General features: G+C 46.1%; 19 protein-coding genes and 1 pseudogene. 7 read left to right on the forward strand and 13 right to left on the reverse strand.

The genetic code is table 11. The features are described from left to right. Nucleotide 1 precedes the first annotated feature (1 nt). The 5 genes from iolE to iolA form a co-directional block, all read right to left on the reverse strand. Complete coding sequence (gene iolE / locus NYE50_RS21060) at nt 2-898, reverse strand: myo-inosose-2 dehydratase (protein WP_172869672.1); 897 nt, start codon at nt 896-898, stop codon at nt 2-4. A gap of 15 nt (nt 899-913) precedes the next feature. After that, a complete protein-coding gene (gene iolD, locus NYE50_RS21065; protein WP_022554007.1) occupies nt 914-2,827 on the reverse strand; it encodes a 3D-(3,5/4)-trihydroxycyclohexane-1,2-dione acylhydrolase (decyclizing) in 1,914 nt (637 codons plus the stop codon). A gap of 24 nt (nt 2,828-2,851) precedes the next feature. Next, nucleotides 2,852-3,844, reverse strand: a complete 993-nt coding sequence (iolC, locus tag NYE50_RS21070) for a 5-dehydro-2-deoxygluconokinase (protein WP_014419293.1) — start codon at nt 3,842-3,844, stop codon at nt 2,852-2,854. Nucleotides 3,845-3,867: 23 nt separating this feature from the next. Next, a complete protein-coding gene (gene iolB / locus NYE50_RS21075; RefSeq protein ID WP_022554009.1) occupies nt 3,868-4,683 on the reverse strand; it encodes a 5-deoxy-glucuronate isomerase in 816 nt (271 codons plus the stop codon). A gap of 73 nt (nt 4,684-4,756) precedes the next feature. Further along, nucleotides 4,757-6,220, reverse strand: coding sequence for a methylmalonate-semialdehyde dehydrogenase (gene iolA, locus NYE50_RS21080; RefSeq protein ID WP_045209395.1), 1,464 nt, complete (start codon nt 6,218-6,220; stop codon nt 4,757-4,759). A 445-nt stretch (nt 6,221-6,665) separates the two neighbouring features. On the opposite strand from iolA, the gene NYE50_RS21085 reads away from it, so the two are divergent. The 3 genes from NYE50_RS21085 to NYE50_RS21095 all read left to right on the forward strand — a co-directional run bounded on the left by NYE50_RS21085 (nt 6,666) and on the right by NYE50_RS21095 (nt 9,940). Continuing rightward, entirely contained in the window at nt 6,666-7,421 is a 756-nt protein-coding gene (locus NYE50_RS21085; protein WP_007614879.1) for a DeoR/GlpR family DNA-binding transcription regulator, read from the forward strand. 77 nt (nt 7,422-7,498) lie between these two features. Next, nucleotides 7,499-8,431, forward strand: a complete 933-nt coding sequence (locus NYE50_RS21090) for an aldo/keto reductase (RefSeq protein ID WP_007407843.1) — start codon at nt 7,499-7,501, stop codon at nt 8,429-8,431. A gap of 120 nt (nt 8,432-8,551) precedes the next feature. Further along, nucleotides 8,552-9,940 (forward strand): sugar porter family MFS transporter, encoded by a 1,389-nt coding sequence (locus NYE50_RS21095; protein WP_168984717.1) that lies wholly within the window; start codon nt 8,552-8,554, stop codon nt 9,938-9,940. 42 nt (nt 9,941-9,982) lie between these two features. Here NYE50_RS21095 and htpG read toward each other — a convergent pair whose 3' ends face one another. Together htpG and NYE50_RS21105 are read right to left on the reverse strand one after the other, a co-directional pair. After that, a complete protein-coding gene (htpG, locus tag NYE50_RS21100) occupies nt 9,983-11,863 on the reverse strand; it encodes a molecular chaperone HtpG (RefSeq protein WP_172869668.1) in 1,881 nt (626 codons plus the stop codon). Nucleotides 11,864-12,034: 171 nt separating this feature from the next. Next, nucleotides 12,035-12,283 carry a hypothetical protein gene (locus NYE50_RS21105; RefSeq protein WP_014306134.1) on the reverse strand — a complete coding sequence of 83 codons (249 nt, stop codon included), beginning with the start codon at nt 12,281-12,283 and terminating at the stop codon, nt 12,035-12,037. Between the two features lie 128 nt (nt 12,284-12,411). Here NYE50_RS21105 and NYE50_RS21110 point away from each other — a divergent pair, with 128 nt between their 5' ends. Beyond that, the gene (locus NYE50_RS21110) at nt 12,412-13,233 is read left to right on the forward strand and encodes an SDR family oxidoreductase (protein WP_172869666.1); all 822 of its coding nucleotides are present in this window, start codon (nt 12,412-12,414) and stop codon (nt 13,231-13,233) included. A gap of 56 nt (nt 13,234-13,289) precedes the next feature. On the opposite strand, the gene NYE50_RS21115 is transcribed toward NYE50_RS21110, so the two are convergent. The 4 genes from NYE50_RS21115 to NYE50_RS21130 form a co-directional block, all read right to left on the reverse strand. After that, nucleotides 13,290-13,889 carry a response regulator transcription factor gene (locus tag NYE50_RS21115; protein ID WP_007407848.1) on the reverse strand — a complete coding sequence of 200 codons (600 nt, stop codon included), beginning with the start codon at nt 13,887-13,889 and terminating at the stop codon, nt 13,290-13,292. Beyond that, nucleotides 13,886-15,022, reverse strand: a complete 1,137-nt coding sequence (locus tag NYE50_RS21120) for a sensor histidine kinase (protein WP_167408867.1) — start codon at nt 15,020-15,022, stop codon at nt 13,886-13,888. The genes NYE50_RS21115 and NYE50_RS21120 overlap by 4 nt, the downstream gene beginning before the upstream one ends. A gap of 118 nt (nt 15,023-15,140) precedes the next feature. After that, entirely contained in the window at nt 15,141-16,190 is a 1,050-nt protein-coding gene (locus NYE50_RS21125; protein ID WP_172869785.1) for a fatty acid desaturase, read from the reverse strand. Nucleotides 16,191-16,434: 244 nt separating this feature from the next. After that, nucleotides 16,435-17,592, reverse strand: a complete 1,158-nt coding sequence (locus NYE50_RS21130) for a TetR/AcrR family transcriptional regulator (RefSeq protein WP_159353632.1) — start codon at nt 17,590-17,592, stop codon at nt 16,435-16,437. A 141-nt stretch (nt 17,593-17,733) separates the two neighbouring features. On the opposite strand from NYE50_RS21130, the pseudogene NYE50_RS21135 reads away from it, so the two are divergent. Beyond that, nucleotides 17,734-17,973 (forward strand): annotated as a pseudogene (locus tag NYE50_RS21135) (aldehyde dehydrogenase family protein); the annotation flags it as partial. A gap of 590 nt (nt 17,974-18,563) precedes the next feature. After that, complete coding sequence (locus NYE50_RS21140) at nt 18,564-18,788, forward strand: helix-turn-helix transcriptional regulator (RefSeq protein ID WP_025650419.1); 225 nt, start codon at nt 18,564-18,566, stop codon at nt 18,786-18,788. Nucleotides 18,789-19,332: 544 nt separating this feature from the next. Here NYE50_RS21140 and NYE50_RS21145 read toward each other — a convergent pair. Continuing rightward, nucleotides 19,333-19,551, reverse strand: a complete 219-nt coding sequence (locus NYE50_RS21145) for a hypothetical protein (protein WP_025650417.1) — start codon at nt 19,549-19,551, stop codon at nt 19,333-19,335. 41 nt (nt 19,552-19,592) lie between these two features. Further along, entirely contained in the window at nt 19,593-19,814 is a 222-nt protein-coding gene (locus NYE50_RS21150) for a Blp family class II bacteriocin (RefSeq protein WP_025650416.1), read from the reverse strand. A 294-nt stretch (nt 19,815-20,108) separates the two neighbouring features. On the opposite strand from NYE50_RS21150, the gene NYE50_RS21155 reads away from it, so the two are divergent. Next, nucleotides 20,109-20,369: a hypothetical protein gene (locus NYE50_RS21155; RefSeq protein WP_159353633.1), complete on the forward strand. Its 261-nt coding sequence runs from the start codon at nt 20,109-20,111 to the stop codon at nt 20,367-20,369. The last annotated feature ends 44 nt before the right edge of the window (nt 20,370-20,413 follow it).

Below are 20,413 nucleotides of genomic sequence, written 5' to 3' on the forward strand. Positions count from 1 at the left end.
TCTAATTTGCAGGATCAAGCAGTTCACTGTCGATGTACTTTCTCGCAATCAGCGCGTACTCAAGCGGATTGGCGACTGCCGGGTCTTGTTCGGCTTCGATGACGATCCAGCCTGAATAATCATGACGGACGAGCGTTCGGTACACTTCGGTAAAATCGATGCATCCGTCTCCGGGAACCGTAAAAATGCCCTGTAAAAACGACTGCCTGAATGACTTGCCTTCCTGTCTGCACCGCTCCATAATGTCAAACCGCGCGTCCTTGAAATGAACGTGTCTGATCCGATCCATATGCTTGTTGAGAATTGTCATATAGTCTCCGTCCGAGATATAGGCATGCCCGGTATCATAAAGTAAATGGACATACCGCAGGTCCGTTCCATCCATCAGCCGGTCAACTTCTTCAGCCGTCTGGACGCCTGTGCCGAGATGATGATGAAACGTGAGATCCAGCCCGTATTCGTCAGCGATTTTCCCGAGACGGTTCAAGCCCTGGCACAGCGTATCCCATTCTTCATCTGTGAAGTGCGGTTTTTTCTTAAATACATCAATGTCCAAGCCTTGAACACTGTACGTCTGTTCAGAAACGGTGGCGACATCCGCTCCGACTTTCTGCAAATAATCACAGTGTTCTGTAAATTGTTCAGCCGTTTTTTCAATACCGTCTTGAATGATAAAGCTGCTGAACCATTTCCCCGCAATCCGCAAGTTCCGGAGAGCCAGCTCCTTATTGAGGACGGAGGGTTCAGGGAAAAACCCTCCCACTTCCGTACCTTGAAAGCCGGCGACAACAATATCGCTTAACAAATGCTGCAGCGTATTCCCGGCTCCGATTTCCGGCATATCGTCATTGCGCCACCCAATGGGAGCGATGCCCCACAGAATATCTTGTTTGCCCATCGTGATGCCTCCCCTCTAGTACTGCTTCGCAGACTTCAGCTTCATCTCTTTCGCTTCGTATGCCCGCTGAACGCTTTCCTGCTCAGACACTTCCGCCACGCCGACATGCCACCAGCTGTCATAGCCGTCCGTCATTGTTTTCGGCAGAACCTTCATTTCAATTAAAGTGGATACGTCTTGCGTTTTCGCATCTTCAAGCGCCGCTTTCAGTTCTTCAACCGTATTGGCTCTGTATGTTTTAGCGCCGTAGCCCTCTGCCACCTTCGCGTAATCAACGTTTAAAATCTGATTGTCCTCGGTGCGGAACTCGCAGAAATAACTGCCGCTCCCGTGATCCATCTGCAGGTTGTTGATACAGCCGAATCCCGAGTTGTCAAAAAGCAGGACATTGATTTTTTTGTTATATTGAAGCGCGGTAATCAGCTCTGAGTGCAGCATCAGAAAGCTTCCGTCGCCGACGAGTGAATAGACTTCTTTGTCGGGATGAGCCAGCTTGAGGCCGAGCGTGCCTGATACTTCATATCCCATGCAGGAATAGCCGTACTCGAGGTGGTACGTATTCGGGACGTTGGAATGCCACAGCCGCTGCAAATCTCCCGGAAGAGATCCCGCCGAACTGATGACGACGCTGTCTTCAGGAATCGTGTCATTGATGGTCAACAGCGCCGTTGTTTGCGGCAGCTCAGTCTCGAGCGCGTCGGCATACTCGTTTAACACATCCTGCGAGAAATGGTTTTTAATTTCCGGTTCGAACGCATCACGTGTAAAAGTGACCTTGCCGAGCCGGTCCCGTTCAGCCAGCCATTCATCTTTCCAATCTTTAATCGCCGTGCCGAATGCACTTTTATATCCGTCTAATAAGCCGTGCAGTCTGCCGAGCGTCACTTTCGCATCGGCTACGACCTGAAACGCGTCAAGCTTGTAAGCCTGCATGCGGCTGACGTTGATATTCAAAAATTTTGCTTTGTCAAAATCAAACGCCGTTTTCGAGGATGTCGCAAAGTCCGTGTACCGTGTGCCGACACCGATGATCAGATCAGCCTGGCGGGCGGCTTTGTTTGCGGCGAGTGTGCCCGTGATGCCCATGCCGCCCAGATTGTTGGCGAAATCGGCTTCAACCGTTGACTTGCCGGCCTGCGTTTCGACAAGCGGAATGCCGTATGTTTCAGAAAGCGCGATTAATTCCTCACGCGCGCCGGAGTATTTCGCGCCTCCGCCCACTAAAATGACGGGACGGCTGCTCTCCTTAATTTTTTCCGCGGCGCCTTTCAGCTCACGCTCGCTTGGCTGCATCCGGTCAATGTAATGAACGCGTTTTTCAAAGAAGCTTTCATCAAAATCAAATGCTTCTCCCTCTACATCCTGAGATATGCAGATTGTCGCCGGACCCGCTTTTGCCGGATCTGTCATCACTTCAAATGCCCGGATTAAGCTGCTCATCAGCTGCTCGGGGCGGGTGATGCGGTCCCAATAGCGGGACACGGGCTTTAACGCATCGTTTGTCGTGACGGCGGCACTGTATTCCTGCTCCACCTGCTGAAGCACCGGGTCAGGCTGCCTCGTCGCAAAGGTATCGGCCGGAAGCAGCAGCACCGGGATATTATTGGCCAGCGCCGTACCCGCGGCAGCCGTCAAGTTAGCGGCACCCGGACCGACTGATGTCGATACCGCGTAAATTTTTCTTCTCAGCATCTGCTTGCTGTATGCCATCGCGGCATGCGCCATGCCTTGTTCGTTTTTGCCTTGATAGACTTTCAGGTGCCCGGCGTCCTGCTCAAGCGCCTGCCCGATCCCCAACACATTTCCGTGGCCGAAAATCGTGAAGATGCCCTCAACGAACGGCTCTTCTTTTCCGTCAACATGAATGTACTGCCGGTTCAAGAATTTAATCAGCGCTTGTGCTGTCGTTAAGCGAATTGTCTTACCCACAAACGATCCCACCTTTTATACGTTCTATTTACCGTTAAGACTGTGCTGCGCTTCAATCAGTTCGATGATTTCACCGGCAGCCGGCATTGCTTCTGAGGAGCTGTGTTTGCTGACGACGATGGAAGCGGAAGCGCTCCCGTATTTTAAAGCCGTTTCAATATCCCGGCCGCTGACAAGTCCGTAGATGAAAGCTGACGCATAGGAATCACCCGCTCCGAAGGTCTTCAGCACCTTTGTTTTATAGGCATGCGCCCGGAAAACTTCTCCCGATCTGCTGTATGCGTATGATCCGTCAACGCCGTGCTTAATGACGACAAGGTCAGCAGAGTGCGCAAACAAATGGCGGACGGTTTCATCGTTATCTCCGCCGCTGTGGTTTTCCATTACGTCAAATTCGTCACGCGTACCGATGACGATATCGGATTGTTCCGCCGCCAGCGTGTAGTACACGGCTGTTTCTTCTGCCGATTGCCATGTATACGGACGGTAGTCGAGCTCAAACACGACTTTTACGTCATGTTTTTTTGCGATATGCACCGCTTTTAAGACGGCTTCGCGCGACGGGCTTTTTGCAAGCGCCGTGCCTGACACGAGCAGCATTTTCGCGTTTGCGATGTAGCCTTCATTGACTTCGGACGGCTCAAGATACAAATCCGCCACGTCATCCCGGTACATCAGAATGCTGCACTCTTCGGGACTGAGAATTTCCGTAAAAGCGAGCCCGGCTTTGCGCCCTTCTCTGTCAACGGTCATTTGTGACGTATCAACGCCCTTTCCCTGCATATAAGAAACGATGAATCTGCCGTGCTGATCATCCGGGATTTTGCCGATAAAACCGGCTTTTAATCCGAGCTTGGCGCTGCCGATCGCAATATTTGCCGGGGAGCCGCCGACATATTTAGAAAACGTCATCGTTTCTTCCATCGGCCGGTTGTATTCCGCAGCGTTCAAATCAATACACGCGCGCCCGATCGCGACAATATCAAACTCTTTTTCTTCATTAAATGTATATTTCATCGTTATCTGCCACTCCTCACTTGTTAGCGTTCCAGGATCCATTCATGGGCCGGATCATTATGAAACTTCCATTTTCGTGTCGGTCCCGCCATTACATTCAGGTAGTAAGAGGTATACCCGTCCGGAACACCAACCGGGTGATAGCCCGCCGGCACGATGACAACGTTTTCATTTTCTGCGGTCATCGTCTCGTCAATCGAGCGGTCGTCCGTGTACACACGCTGGAAGACAAACCCCTGCGGCGGGTCCGTTTCATGGTAATAGGTTTCTTCTAAAAAGGATTCAGCCGGCAGATTGTCTTGGTCATGTTTATGAGGCGGGTAGCTCGACCAGTTGCCGCTGTCCGTGTAAACTTCAACAACGAGAAGGCTGTTTGCCGATGGATCTGAATCGGGGAGAATATTATGAACGGTTCGTTTGTTTGCCAGCTTGCCGCGATGTTCCACACCGTTGTCTTCCGCTTTAATCAGCTTTGTCGGAAGCTGGTGTTCGGACGGAGAATAGCACAGCGCGACCCTCGCCCCGCTGACGGCTGTGATTCCAAAAGAGCGGTCATTGGACACATAAACGCTGTCCGTCGGTTTTCTTTCAAATACGCTTTCACGGGTGCCGATGCTTTCAAATGTCTGATCATAATCAGTGACGGTGATTTTTCCCGTTACCGCAACGATGCAGCACTCCGTCTTTTTCAAATCTTCTGTATATGCGGAACCGGGAGTGAGGTCAACGACTTTGAATCCGACGTATTTGAGGTCTGAATTGGCTGAAGTGACGTCATGTATGATGTTCACGCCTTGAGACATCTCATCGGCCTGCGGTTTGCGCAGCAAATGACTCATGTTTATTCCTCCTTAATTGATGGTAAAAGAAAACCCGGACGGAATCTCGAAGCCGTCCGGGCCGGCTGTCAGATCAATTGAAGTCAGGAGACGGGTATCGTGCCGTCACGACTTTTTTACGTGTATAGAAGTCGACGCTGTCTTTTCCGTTTGCGTGCAATGTGCCGAAGAAAGAAGACTTCCAGCCTGAGAACGGGAAGAATGCCATCGGCGCCGGCACGCCAAGGTTGATGCCGAGCATCCCCGCGTCAATATTTTCACGGAAGTAGCGGATCGCGTTCGCATTTGAAGTGAACAGACACGCGCCGTTCGCAAATTCAGACTGGTTGGCGATGTCCACCGCTTCTTTTAAGTTTTTCACGCGGATGACCGACAGAACGGGCGCAAAGATTTCATCTTTCCAGATCGTCATATCCGTCGTCACGTTGTCAAAAATCGTCGGTCCGACGAAATAGCCGTCTTCCGTTGCGTTTTCACGTCCGTCACAAAGAAGTCTCGCTCCTTCTTCGATGCCTTTTTCAATATAGCTGTGCGTGCGTTTTTTGTTGTCCTCGCGGATGACCGGGCCTAAGAACACGCCGTCATCCAGTCCGTTTCCAATCTTGATGTCCGCTGCTTTTTCCTGTAATTTCGCCATAAACTCATCGGCGATTCCCTCTTCAACCGTCACAACCGCGCATGCCATGCAGCGCTCTCCTGCCGAACCGAATGCCGCGCCGATAATGTTTGTCACCGTATCTTCAAGGTGGGCGTCATTTAACACGATCGTATGGTTTTTCGCGCCCGTTAACGCCTGCACGCGTTTCAAATGTTCGCTGCCTTTTTTGAAAACATACTCGCCGACAGGTTTTGAACCGACGAATGAGATGGCTTTAATCTCCGGATGTTCAAGAACGCCGTTTACGACGTCATGCGCGCCGTGCACGACATTGAAGACGCCCTTCGGCAGACCGGCCTGTTCAAACAGCTCTGCCAGTTTTTCCGTTAACAGCGGCGTGCGCTCAGACGGCTTCAGAATGAACGTGTTTCCTAATGAAATCGCCATCGGGAACATCCAGCACGGAACCATCATCGGGAAGTTGAACGGTGCGATACCGCCGACCACCCCGATCGGATAGCGGTAGTTCGCCGCCTCTACATCCGTCGCGATGGAGGCGAGTGAATCGCCCATCATGAGTGACGGCGCGCCCGCTGCGAATTCGACGTTTTCAATTCCGCGTCCCACTTCACCGAGTGCTTCCGTCGTGTTTTTACCGTTTTCCAAAGTGATCAGACGGGCAAGCTCTTCTTTGTTCTGCTGGAGAAGCTGCTGATAGTTAAATAGAATTCTCGCACGGCGCGGCACTGCCGTCTTTGACCATGTTTGAAACGCCTCTGACGCTGAGCGGACGGCGTATTCCACATCCTCCCGCGTAGAAATCGGAACCTGGCACATCACTTCTTTTGTAGCCGGATTGACAACGTCTTCATATTGATCTGTCTTACTTTCAACCCATTCACCATTGATGTAGTTTTTCAGTTTTCTGATCTCTGCCATTCTCATTGCCTCCTTAAATAGTAAACATCCTGTTCAGCTGGATAATAACGGATGAATATATTCATCTTTTACATATAAAAGACATGAATTAAACGCTTACAAATGCTAAAATGATGGTGACTCCCAATCTTCCCATGTAAAAGTTGGTCATGTACCGGGAAAAGCAAACGGTTACATCTTTCACTTTTGATTTTACAGGTTATATTTTGGTCATTTCTTGGTTACATTGTAAGCCCAACACATCTTCAAGTCAATCTAAAAAATCAAAATTTTTTCATTATTTTTATCATACTTTTTTTGATCGGGAAAACAGGAACTTGGAGAACCGTGTCGAATCGTACGGTGTGAACCCTCTTTTTTTATCATTTGTTAAGTAACTATTGATTAACTTCTGGTGTTTATTATATATTTTAATTACTTTAAGAATTCTAGAAGGAGTTTTTTTATGAAACTGATGCGGATTCAGGAGATGGAAGAATACATTCTCAAACACGGAGCCACTTCGCTGGATGAGTTGTGCGAGGTATTCAACGTCTCTAAAAACACGGTCAGACGCGATATTAATAAGCTTGCGGAAAAAGGGGTTATCAAAAAGGTGTACGGCGGCGTGACATCAGCCGAAAAATCTGTGCTCGTCCCTTTTGAGAACCGCACCATTCAACATCAGGATGAAAAAATCAAAATCGCCCGCTATGCGTCACGGTTTATCGAGGATCACGATCTTGTATTTATTGATTCCGGCACGACGACCAAATCGATGCTGGAGACGCTTGATCCCGATAAGAATGTAACGGTTTTGACGAACAGCCTTGATATTATTAATGCGGCTTCATCCATGAAAAATATCGACCTGATCATCATCGGCAATAACTACAAACGGAAGACAAGGTCGTTTGTCGGCATTGATGATCCGAGCACACTCAATAAATACAACATTAACAAGGCGTTCATGTCCGCTACCGGGACAACGATCACCCACGGCCTGACGAATTCCGACTTACTGGAATACGAGGTGAAAAAGAGAATTTCCGAAAAGGCGAACGAAGTGTATCTGCTTGCGGATCATTCCAAATTCGGCAAATCCACGCTTTTGACATACGCGCCTTTCGACCGGCTTCACAGCATCGTCACTTCTCAGCAGCTGGATGAGGAATATACGAAGTATTGCCAAGAGCATCAAATCGACATTCACTTGGCATAGCGTTATAGTTAATAGAGAACGCTGCCGTATTTTTCCGGCAGTCGCTATGATATCCAATTTTTTCAGGGGGCGAAAACATGAGCAAAGTAACAATCGGCAAAACTGACCTAAAGGTATTTCCGATCGGTTTGGGAACAAATGCGGTCGGCGGACACAATCTCTATCCGAATCTGAATGAAGAAACGGGAAAAGAATTGGTCCGGGAAGCGATTAAAAGCGGCGTTACCATGTTAGATACCGCCTACATTTACGGTGTGGGCCGTTCTGAAGAATTAATCGGCGAGGTGCTGAAAGAATGCAACCGCGAGGATGTCTTCATCGCCACAAAAGCCGCTCACAGAAAAGAAGGCGATGACTTTGTTTTCGACAATTCACCGGCCTTTTTGAAACAATCGGTCGAAGACAGCTTGAAACGCCTGCAGACTGATTACATCGATTTATTCTACATCCATTTCCCGGATGAGCACACGCCGAAGGACGAAGCCGTTCAAGCATTGAATGAGCTGAAAAAAGAAGGAAAAATCCGTTCCATCGGCGTATCCAATTTCTCTTTGGAGCAGCTGAAAGAAGCCAATAAAGACGGCTTAGTCGACGTGATTCAAGGAGAATACAACCTGCTGAACCGTGAGGCGGAAAAGACTTTCTTCCCTTATACGACAGAACACGGCATCTCATTCATTCCGTACTTCCCGCTCGTATCCGGACTGCTGGCCGGCAAATACGACGAGAACACAACCTTCCCTGAAGGCGACCTGCGCAATGATCAGGCGCATTTCCAAGGGGAGCAGTTTAAAGAAAACATCAAAAAAGTCAACCAGCTCAAACCGATTGCCGAAAAGCACAATGCCGATACGGCGCATATCGTGCTTGCCTGGTACTTGGCGAGACCTGAAATCGATATCCTGATTCCGGGCGCCAAACGCGCGGATCAATTAAAAGACAACATGAAAGCAGCCTCCATTACGCTATCTGCTGAAGAAATCGCGTTTATCGACAAGCTGTTTTCCTAAGAAAAAAAACACGCCTTTTAAAGGGGCGTGTTTTTTTTATGTTTATATTTTTCTCTTCGGGGAATGAAATAGTTATCTAAATAAACTATTATGCGTTCCAAAAGATGAGGAGGATCATCTGTGAAGAAAAACACCAAAAAATACCTGATTTACTTTTTCGGAGCATTAGGCGGGCTGCTTTACGGCTATGATACCGGTGTGATTTCAGGGGCTTTGTTATTTATTAACAATGATATTCCTTTAAACACGCTGACCGAGGGATTGGTCGTCAGCATGCTGCTGCTCGGTGCGATTTTCGGGTCCGCCTTAAGCGGGACATGCTCTGACCGATGGGGCCGGAGAAAAGTGGTTTTCGTCCTTTCACTCATTTTTATTATCGGCGCGCTTGCGTGTGCGGCTTCGCAAACCGTCACTATGCTGATTATCTCCCGTGTCATACTCGGGTTAGCCGTCGGCGGCTCAACGGCGCTGGTTCCCGTTTATCTATCTGAGATGGCGCCGACAAAAATACGCGGAACGCTCGGCACATTGAATAACTTAATGATTGTAACCGGAATTTTACTCGCATATATCGTGAATTACATATTCACCCCGTTTGAAGCTTGGCGCTGGATGGTCGGTCTCGCGGCAGTACCGGCGGCGCTTTTATTAATCGGAATCGCGTTTATGCCGGAATCTCCGAGATGGCTCGTCAAACGCGGCCGTGAGCAGGAAGCCAGACAAGTCATGGAAATGACCCACGACAAAGAGGATATCGCCGTTGAATTGGCGGAAATGAAACAAGGAGAAGCCGAGAAAAAAGAATCTACGCTCGGCTTGCTGAAAGCCAAATGGATCCGCCCTATGCTGCTGATCGGGATCGGCCTCGCCATCTTCCAGCAGGCGGTCGGTATCAACACGGTGATTTACTATGCGCCGACCATCTTTACAAAGGCCGGACTCGGCACTTCGGCGTCCGTTCTCGGCACGATGGGCATCGGTGTCTTAAACGTCATCATGTGTATCACCGCCATGATCTTAATCGACCGGATCGGCCGGAAAAAACTGCTGATGTGGGGAAGCATCGGCATTACCTTGAGCCTGGCGTCACTATCAGCCATTCTCCTTCTGGCCGGCCTGTCAGCTTCAACAGCATGGCTGACCGTGCTGTTTCTCGGCATCTATATCGTCTTCTACCAGGCGACATGGGGTCCCGTCGTATGGGTTCTGATGCCGGAGCTGTTCCCGTCAAACGCACGCGGAGCCGCAACCGGATTTACGACATTGATCCTGTCGGCAACCAACCTGATCGTTTCACTGGTATTCCCGCTTATGCTGAGCGCCATGGGCATCGGCTGGGTATTCGGAATATTCTCAGTCATTTGCCTCTCATCCTTCTTCTTCGCCGCTTACATCGTTCCTGAAACGAAGGGCAGAAGTTTAGAAGAAATCGAAACGCACTTGAAAAAACGGTTCTCCTTAAAGAAGCGCAGCAAACAAAATCAAATTCTTAAACAGCGCACACTGTAATAAAAAAAGGAATCGCCCCCGCCGGGCGATTCCTTTTTAGCGTCATACCATAACTTTGCAGATGTCATTCGTAAACTCGACCGGATCATGGATCGGCAGCCCTTCAATCAGAAGCGCCTGATTGTACAGCAGGTTTGTGTATAATGCCAGCTTTTCCCGATCTTGTCCGTGCGCGTTCTTTAACGTCTCAAACACTTCGTGATTCGGGTTGATTTCCAGCACTTTTTCCGCTTTGACCTGCTGGCTGTCAGGCACGGCATTCAACACTTTTTCCATTTCGATCGTCACTTCGCCGTCTGTCGCAAAGCAGACCGGATGAGATTTTAAACGTTTTGATGCTCTGACGTTCTTTACTTTATCCGCAAGAATCTCTTTCATGCTTTCGAACAGGTCTTTATATTCGTTTTCTTCGGCTTCAGTCTGCTTTTCATCTTCGTCACTGTCGATGCCTAAGTCGGCGCTGGATACGGATTTGAACTCTTTTTCCTCGTAGCTTGTCAGCATTTTGATCGCGAATTCATCAATATCTTCCGTGAAATATAAAATCTCGTAGCCTTTGTCCGCCACCATTTCAGTTTGCGGCAGCTTTTCAATCCGCTCATATGAATCGCCGGACGCGTAATAGATATATTTTTGATCCTCAGGCATTCTGGACACATATTCGTCCAGAGTGACGAGCTTTTTCTCCTTAGATGAATAGAAGAGAAGCAGATCTTTTAATACGTCTTTATTCGCGCCGAAATCATTATAGACGCCGAATTTCAGCTGTCTGCCGAAAGATGCATAGAAAGATTCGTATTTTTCCCTTTTGTTCTTCAGCAGGCTCTTCAGCTCGGCTTTGATTTTTTTATTGATGTTTTTCGCAATCAGCTTCAGCTGGCGGTCGTGCTGCAGCATCTCTCTGGAAATGTTCAGCGACAGATCCTCAGAATCCACCATGCCTTTTACAAAGCTGAAATGGTCCGGCAGCAGGTCGGCGCATTTGTTCATGATCAGCACGCCGTTGGAGTACAGCTCCAATCCTTTTTCGAATTCCTTCGTATAATAGTCAAACGGCATGTTTTCCGGAATAAACAAAATCGAATTGTAGCGCACCGCTCCATCGACGCTGATATGCACATGGGTCAGCGGTTTATCAAAACCGTAATGCTTCTCGGCGTAAAAAGCCTCGTAATCCTCATCCGTCAGCTCGCTTTTGTTTTTTCTCCAGATCGGCACCATGCTGTTGACCGTCTGTTCTTCCTGAACTTCTTCAAATTCGTTCTCGCTGCCCTCTTTCGGCTTGTTGACCGTCTCTTCCATTTTGATCGGGTAGCGGATAAAATCAGAGTACTTTTTCACGATCGCTTTGATGCGGTAGTTTTCTAAAAACTCATCATAGCTTTCATCTTCTGTGTTTTCTTTTATTTTCAAGGTGATTTCCGTACCGACGGTTTCCTTGTCACACGGCGCGATCGTGTAGCCGGCAGCCCCTTCCGACTCCCATACATACGCTTCGTCACTGCCGAGCGCCTTACTTTTCACCGTGACTTTATCAGCCACCATAAATGCCGCATAAAATCCGACGCCGAACTGGCCGATAATGTCATGGCCGTCTTTCGTGTCATTTTCTTGCTTGAAAGCGAGTGAACCGCTTTTCGCAATCGTGCCGAGATGCTGTTCAAGCTCGTCTTTTGTCATCCCGATACCGGTGTCTGTGACGGTGAGCGTTCTCGCTTCTTTGTCCGCCGTCACTTTTATGTAGTAATTGTCTTGATCAAACGTTAATGAATCATCGGTTAACGCCTTGTAATAGATTTTGTCAATCGCATCGCTCGCGTTGGAAATTAACTCGCGGAGAAAAATTTCCTTCTGCGTGTAAATGGAGTTAATCATCATGTCCAGCAATCGCTTGGATTCTGCTTTAAACTTTTTTTTCCGCACTTCAGATCTCTCCTTTAATTATGCTTTGATGTTATGTAAAATCTTTTCAGCATCTATTTATCATATACAGTGACAATTGTCAACCAGGATTAGCAGATGCATATATTGTAAATTTAACATGTTAATGGATTCATTTCACCCATTTTATCAATAAAAAAGAGAGAATGTTGATCATCCTCTCCTCTCTGCTTCTTTCCGGCGGCCGAATTCCTTCTTCATCCATATGTATGACGGGTAGAAAAACAAACTAAATAAGATAAGAGATCCCAAGTTTCGCAAAGACTCATGCAGAACATTTCTTACAGTGAGAGGAAATGTGATGTCCTGAAATAGAATAGAGATAACGGTGTAAATCACAAATCCCATAGGAACAATGGCATAACAATAAAACGCTATCTCCTTCTTATGCTGTATCTTCAAAATATGTAAACCTCCCAATGATGTATATACATAATATTAACATATTTAATAGGTATTTAGAAACAGACCTCCGTATGTTTATCCCCCTATTCAGCGGGAACAGATATAAAAAAAGGAGGAATCGCAATATGGGAAGATTAACAGACAAAACCGCAATCATCACAGGGGCCGCGACAGGCATCGGACAAGCGACGGCACGGGTTTTCGCCGATGAAGGCGCCCGCGTGATCTGCGGTGACATCAATGAAAGCGAACTGAATGAAACCGTCAGCGCCATCAGAAAAAACGGCGGAGAAGCAGAAGCCTTTCACCTTGATGTATCAGACGAAGAAAACGTAAAGTCTTTTGCGGAAAGCATTCAGCAAAAGTACAGAACAATTGATATTCTGTTCAACAATGCCGGTGTTGACCAAGAGGGCGGAAAAGTCCATGAATACCCGGTCGACCTGTTTGACCGGATCATCGCCGTCGATCTGCGCGGCACATTTCTGTGCAGCAAATACCTGATTCCGCTCATGCTCGAAAAAGGAGGCTCCATCATCAACACCTCCTCCATGTCCGGCCGGGCCGCAGACCTTGACCGCTCCGGCTATAACGCCGCAAAAGGCGGAATCACGAACCTGACGAGAGCGATGGCCATTGATTACGCCAGAAGCGGAATCCGCGTCAATTCCTTATCGCCGGGCACAATTGAAACGCCGCTCATTGATAAATTGGCAGGCACGACAGAAGACGAAATGGGCGAGGCGTTCCGTGAAGCTAACAAATGGATCACGCCGCTCGGCCGGCTCGGAAAACCGGAAGAAATGGCAGCCGTCGCGCTCTTCCTCGCTTCAGACGACAGTTCTTACGTCACGGGAGAAGACATCACCGCAGACGGCGGCATCATGGCATACACTTGGCCGGGAAAAATGCTGATTGATAAGAAGTGGAAGGAAGAGACGGAGTGACAGTGAAAAAGAAACAAACCAGTGCAAAAACACTGGCTGAACAAGCTGAGGGCGGGTTACTTAAACCAGCCCTTTTCCTTTGACCGGGTAATGGCTTCAATTCGATTTTTCACTTCTAATTTATCCAGGATCATCGAAACGTAATTGCGGACTGTGCCGCTTTTGATGCTGAGGGCGTTTGCGATTTCTTTCGTGTTTTTTCCGTCCGCGACAAGCTCAAGCACCTCTTTTTCCCGTTCGGTCAGCGGGTTTTCTTCACTATAGATGTCCTCCATTAATTCAGGTGCGTAGACGCGTCTTCCTTTCATGACGCTGCGGATGGCGCTGACGAGCTCATCGCTCGGGCTGTCCTTGAGCATGTACCCGCTGACGCCTGCTTTTAGCGCCCGCTGAAAATAGCCGGAGCGGGCAAAGGTCGTCAAAATGATGATTTTCACACCGCTGTCCTTGAGTTCTTCTGCCGCTTCAAGACCTGATTTCCCGGGCATTTCGATATCCATCAGACAGATGTCGGGCGCATGTTTTTCCACGAAATCGATGGCATCCTGGCCGCTTGTGCCTTTGCCGACAACCGTCATATCCTCTTCTAAATTCAACAGCGAACCGAGTGCGCCGAGCAGCATTTGCTGATCCTCGGCAATGAAGATGTTGATCATCTGCTACCATCCTTTTCTTTTGATTTTGAATCATTCGGGATTCTCATGGTCAGCTTTGTTCCGGCGGCTGTATCGATGGCTAAACTGCCGTTTGCGAATTCAAGACGTTCCCTCATTCCAAGCAGGCCGTGCCCCTTTGAAAAAAAGCGGTCTTCTTTGCATTGAAAGCTGCCGTCATCTTCTACCGTAATGACAACCTCTTTCCAAAGCTGCTGAATGGTGATGCGGCATACTTTGGCGCCGCTGTGTTTCACGACATTGGTGACGGCTTCTTTAATGCACATGCTGACGATGTTTTCGTTCAGCAAAGAGATATGTTTGGGCGCTTCTTTTTCTTCATAAACAAAATCAATTCCTGCCGCTTCAAGAATTTGCCGAACATTGCCGAGCTCATCCTTCAATCGGATGCCTTTCATCGATGAGACGATTTGTCTGACCTCATTTAACGAGGTGCGGGCCGTCTGCTGCACGCTTTTCAGCTCAGTGCGGGCCTGTTCAGGGTCCTTATATATCAGCTTTCGGGCGAGGTCGCTTTTCAATCCGATTAAGGAGAGCTTTTGTCCGAGTGTATCGTGAAGGTCCCGGGCGATGCGCTGCCTTTCTTCCAGCTTCACAAGATCGGCGATTCGTTCATTTGCATATTCTAATTTCTCCTCAAGGCGCTCTCTTGCCTTTCTGCTTCGAATGGTGAGCGGGAGCAGGATGGCACTGATCAGTGTAATGACGATAAACGGAATTTGTGTCAAAAACCACCCTTTTTTCAGAACAAGACTGAAGTTGACGGCAACCGCCGCACTGATGATATGAATGTAATATAAGATGTAAAAAGGAACTTTGTCTCGGATATGGCCGATGAAGTAGGCGATAAAGAAGGCGAAATAAATATAGCTGAACAGCATAACTGAGCCGGTCGAAATGCCGATCAGAAGAAGTGCCCATAAGTAAAGCGGCCAGCCTTTTGCAACAAATGCAAAGCGGTATGCGCCAAAGAAAACAAGTGTGAAAATGATGCCGGCCACGATGACAAAGGTAGAAGAGCTTTTAAAAATAAAATAAAAAGGCAAGATGAAAAAAATCGTCCATATATAAGGGGAAATCCCATTCAGTTTTTGAAATTTAAAATACTTCTTCATCTTTGTTCCACCTTCTGCTGCTTGTGTCTACCATCACTTTATCAAAACACCGCCTTCATTGCATCCTCACGCATGAAGAGAAGGCCCTTTCTGATAAGAGAAAGAGCCGCGCGCCATATCAGGCATTTTTCTTTAAAGGTTCTTTCGGTACCGGTTGGGGCAGCGGTGTTTTCCGCGCCTCCCGAAAGGTGACAAATTGCTTTTCGTCCTCATCCCACAGACGGAATTTCATGGATTCAAGACTTGTTTTAAGCGTAATGGTCGGTACGTTTTTTAAAGGCTCGTGCCCCTCATGAGCGGCTTCCAGCTTGTAGTTCGGCACTTTCGGGCTTAAGTGGTGGACATGATGGTAGCCGATATTGCCCGTCAGCCATTGCAAAAGCTTCGGAAGCTTGTAAAAGGAGCTTCCTTCTACCGCGGCCTGCACATAATCCCAATGCTCATCGGCTTCAAAATAAGAATCCTCAAACGTGTGCTGAACATAAAAGAGCCAGACGCCGATTGACCCCGAAATAAGGAAAATCGGACCCTGAACAAGCAAAAAGTTTTCCCAGCCGACAAGCAGGCACGTCGCAGCAGCCAATAAGACAATCGCCGCGTTCGTGAAATAGGTGTTCCAGCGCTCCTTGCGGCGGGCGCCTTTTACATTGAAACGGTTTTTAATCAGAAATACGTAAATTGGGCCGAGAATAAACATAATAAACGGATTGCGATAAAGTCTGTAGCGTACTTTTGTCCAAGCTGACGCTTCGTTGTATTCCTTGACGGTCATCATCCAAATATCGCCGGTGCCCCGTTTATCTAAGTTGCTGCTCGTCGCATGATGGATGGAGTGGCTGCGCTGCCATTGAAGGAACGGAAACAGTGTCAGCACACCTGAAATAAACCCGAACAGCCGGTTCAGCTTCTTTTGTTTGAAAAAGGATTGATGGCAGCAGTCGTGGAAAATAATAAAGATTCTTGTCAAAAATCCCGCTGCTATAACAGTAAAGGCGAGGGTCAGAAGATAGGAGACATCGAGGCTGAAGTAAGCAAGAAACCAAAGGGCAAAAAACGGCACAAACGTGTTGAAAAGCTGAATGACACTATGCTTTGTATCGGCGCCGGAAAATGCGGCAACCTGCTTTTTTAAAGACGCTTGTTTTTGAGTTGCGGCGTGATTGATCATGAATGTCATGTCCCTTCTTTTTCATTATGATCCCAAGTATAACGGGGCGCCAGACGCTTTTGTAGTAGCAGCCATCATGCCTCGAATATGACATTTGTCATGTTTGGCGGCAGAATGCTGATCAGGCATCATATGGAAGGTATCTTTTTTATAAGAGATAAAGCCGGACACTTCATATCGGCACTTCTCAAAGAAAACAGCAAAAAAGAACCCCGCCTGTTTTCGGAGTTCTTTTTCATCATCCTCACAGCAAAATCACCCGATACTTCTTCACATCCAAAAACTGCAGAAACTCCAGGGCCAGCATGTCCGGCGCGTGGTCTTTTCCTTCATGAAGACGATATTGAATCAAGCCGGCGAGCATGGACGCGACATAGTATGCATAGAGCTTTTTCCCCGCCTGAATGTGCAGAGGCTGATGAAGATAAAACGATTGCAGCGCTCTGAACATTTCCGGGATGACGTCAGGCACTCCCGAACCCTCTCTCAGAAAATGAACGAGCGGCAGGCCATCCGACAGTGCGGAAAAGAGACGGACGAGCGCGGCTTCCGCTTCTTCCATGGAGCAATCGGCAGGCTCTCCTTTTACCGTCAATAATCCGATCAGATCCCGGCATGATTGATGGATGATCGTTTTCAGCAATGCTTCTTTGTTGGCGTAATGGTCATAAAAAGTGGCACGGCGGAGGTTGCTTTGACGGGCAATATCGGAAATCGTAATCGCCGCGTACTCTTTTTTTTCCGCCATTAAGCCGATCATGGCTTCTTGCAAGGCCTGCCTCGTCCGGGTCACCCGGCGGTCGGCGGGCTTTTTTTCTTCTTGTTCCGGCACCCGGCGGCCGAACAGCCAGTAAAACCGTTTTTGAGAAATTAAATCCCACACCTGTCCGCTGATCGCTTCCGGGGATGCCCCGGGCTCCTCATTCAGCCAGTACAACACAATGGCATATGTGTATAACGCGCGGTAATGAATGTACATATCCTGTTCGGTCGGTGAGAAATCCGCATTGACCGGTGACAGCAGCACATCATGCCGGAACACATCTTTTAAAAAAGCATGAAAGTGAAAATACGGCATTTTATGACGGTCCATCATCGTTTGAAAAAACTCCCGATGCCGGTCAACAAAAGACAGGGTCGGATGCACTTTTTGCCATCCGCCATGTAAATGAAGCACATCTTTATTCTTCAGCGAATCATACAGCGCTTCGCTCAGCCCGTCTTTCATTTCTTCCGTTATATCTTCTAAAATCGCATATTTATCTTCGTAATAAAGGTACAGTGTCCCCCGGCTCACATGCGACCGTTCGGCGATGTCCTTCATGGTCACACGGCGGATATCCCGCTCTCCAAGCATGGCCAAAAGCGCTTGTTTGATGTCAGTTGTCACAGAATCCGGCATAAGAGACACTCCTTTCATTAGACAGATCACCGCAATTTGTACGGTAACGTATAGATGCGTTTACGCTGTCTTTGCCGCAAAATCACATCACACTATAATAGGCCCTGAAGAAACAAAAAAGCAACCAGAGGAGGAAGACCGATGGATCAACATATAAAAGCAGACATCAAACGCGTCTTTGAGCTTCAGAAAAAAAATCAAAAAACACTGCGTGCTTCAACAGCCGAGCAGCGCAGAGAAAAGCTTCAGCGCTTTTTAGATGCCGTCACCGCTCATGAAGAAGAAATCATCGAGGCGATCAGACGGGACGTCCGCAAGCCTTATCATGAGGATGGCGCCGAAACTTCTTCATGTCCGGCAGGCGGATGTAAGGAGAACTTGCTCGCTCACATTCCGCTTTTACCCAACCTGCAATAGCGAAGCCCATGCAGCTGTTTGGAATATCTGCAAAGCTTCGCTCTATTTTTTATTTTCTTTTTTTATAAAGTTTTTTTCTTGAAACAGACAAGCGATTTTGTCTGACCTTTTCCCTATGGTTTACCTATACATGCTAAGTAATATAATTTTCTTCCGGTTCTTTGATTTTCTGCAGTTCTCAAGCAGTGGACATGGAACATATTTCAGGATTTGATTGATATGACCGGCAGCCTTGTAGTCAGTTGTTGAGTATGTAGTGTTTGCTGATTTCGAGAAATGTATCTATCTTGTTCATTGTCATAATGAATTTCCACTTTGGAAACAATCCTCTTAAAGAGATGATAACGTCTATATGCAAAGACACCATCCTTAAATATCCATTCTCATGTACAATACAAGAAATTCTTCTCAAAACACAGTCATTTATTGAAAGTCACTTAACTTGCAAAAGTGTTCCAATAGCTTATTTCAGTTTTAGAATCCAAATCTACGCAATATATATTTTGCAAAAAGGAATATATATGTTACAATATTAATTAATAAAGGAGGATGCCATGAATAATAAAGTTAAAGTCGAAAGATTAACACTTGGTTTAACTCAAGCAACATTGGCTGAAAAACTTGGAATAACAAGACAAACTGTGAGCTTAATAGAAAAAGGACAGTATAACCCCAGTTTAAACTTATGTATAAAAATTTGTAATGTTTTTAATAAGACTTTAGATGATATTTTTTGGCCTTCTGATATTAAGAGAGAGGATAGAGAGAATGATAGATGAAAGAATACAACACGAACAATATAAACTGAGCTATTACAGTTTCGGACTGTCTATAATTTTATTTATTCTTAGTTTTTTTGTTTCTATTCTAACCAAAAACTTATTTTACACTCAACTAAGTATAATTATATCGTTTTTAGTTGTCAGCACTTTTTATTCAATTTTCGCAATAAAAAGGGGGTTATTAATACAGAGAAAAAGAAAAAGATTAAAACATTTCTTTATTTTTATATTGAGCGGATTATTTTGGGTAATGATAAGTTTTCTTTCTAAAGAAATTACCAATGTGAGAGAATTACTGATTCAGTTATTATTATTCTCATTTTTCTACATTGTATTATTTCTAAGTGTCCATTCTTTGATTAAGTATTCTCATAAAAAATCTAATTAGTCCATTAAATTGGCTAAGTAAACCTTGTGAGGAATTAACACAAATTATTTAGTTTTCGTTCTTCAATTTAAAACTGCATGGAAAGGTATGCAGTTAAGATTCCTTTTAATACAGAAAAGCTGTCGGCATAAGACAGCTTTTCTATAACACAAATTATTTTGCATGCCCTGGTCTTGTTAAGATTGCCAGCCCTATTCCCGCAGCAAAACCTACTGGGCCACCAGCAGCTCCTAAAGCCATTGCTGTACCTCCCATTACTGCAGCGCCTGCAGCAGCGCCTGCTAAATCTCTCCAGCCCCCGCCGTCAGTATCTAGCATTTCTTGTTCACTTAATTCAATCATATTATTACTTTTTTCAAAGTTATGTAACATAATAAACCTCCTATATATAATTTTTGTTCAATTTATGTTTTTTATTTATGACCAGAAATTAATGCATCTACACCATACGCTGCAGAACCCCAGATAGCTCCAGCATTAGCACCTAAAACAGCCCCGCCAGGTCCTCCAAGCGCTGCTCCAACAGCAATTCCTGTTCCGACTCCTTTTAATAAATAAGAACCGTATCCCCCGCCATCTATCATTTCAGCTTCTTCTACTGTTAAAGACTCAAATCTATTGTTTTGCTTTTCCATACTACTACTCCTCCTAAGTCCGAACTTGGTAAATTATTGTCGACTTGTATTAGTATAATTGTGATTTACACTTTTTTCAATACTCAAAAGCAAAATTACATGACATTTTTCATCTAAAATTCCTACAAAACGTCTATTCGTTACAATAACCACTCTCTTTTTTATGATTCTCACTGAAGAAGATTTAATCTTATACTCTGATTAATTAATTGAAACTTTAACTAAAAGTACTTTTATGTTAGTCTTACATTATGTTTTATTTACATTGTGAATTAAGCTCAAGGAGGACATTTGATGGATTTTTTGTACATGCTAGTTGAGACTATATTATGGATTATTGTTACTACCATACCATCAAAGAGAAATTTGAAATTTAGAAGAAACTTAAAAAGTCTAAAAAAACAAGCATGGTTTTGTGAATTAAAAAAGAATTACGGACCGTTGTTTTTAATGAATTCAACTATTCAAGACAAGATTATTGAATATAATGAAAATAATGATTTGGAAACTTATAAGGAAGAGATAGAAAATTTAGCAAAAAGTATACATGTATAAAAATTTTTTATTCAAAAACAAATATATTTCCTCCCGGAACTATT

The organism is Bacillus sp. EU55 (assembly GCF_038005925.1).
GTDB classification, from domain to species: Bacteria; Bacillota; Bacilli; order Bacillales; family Bacillaceae; genus Bacillus; species Bacillus velezensis.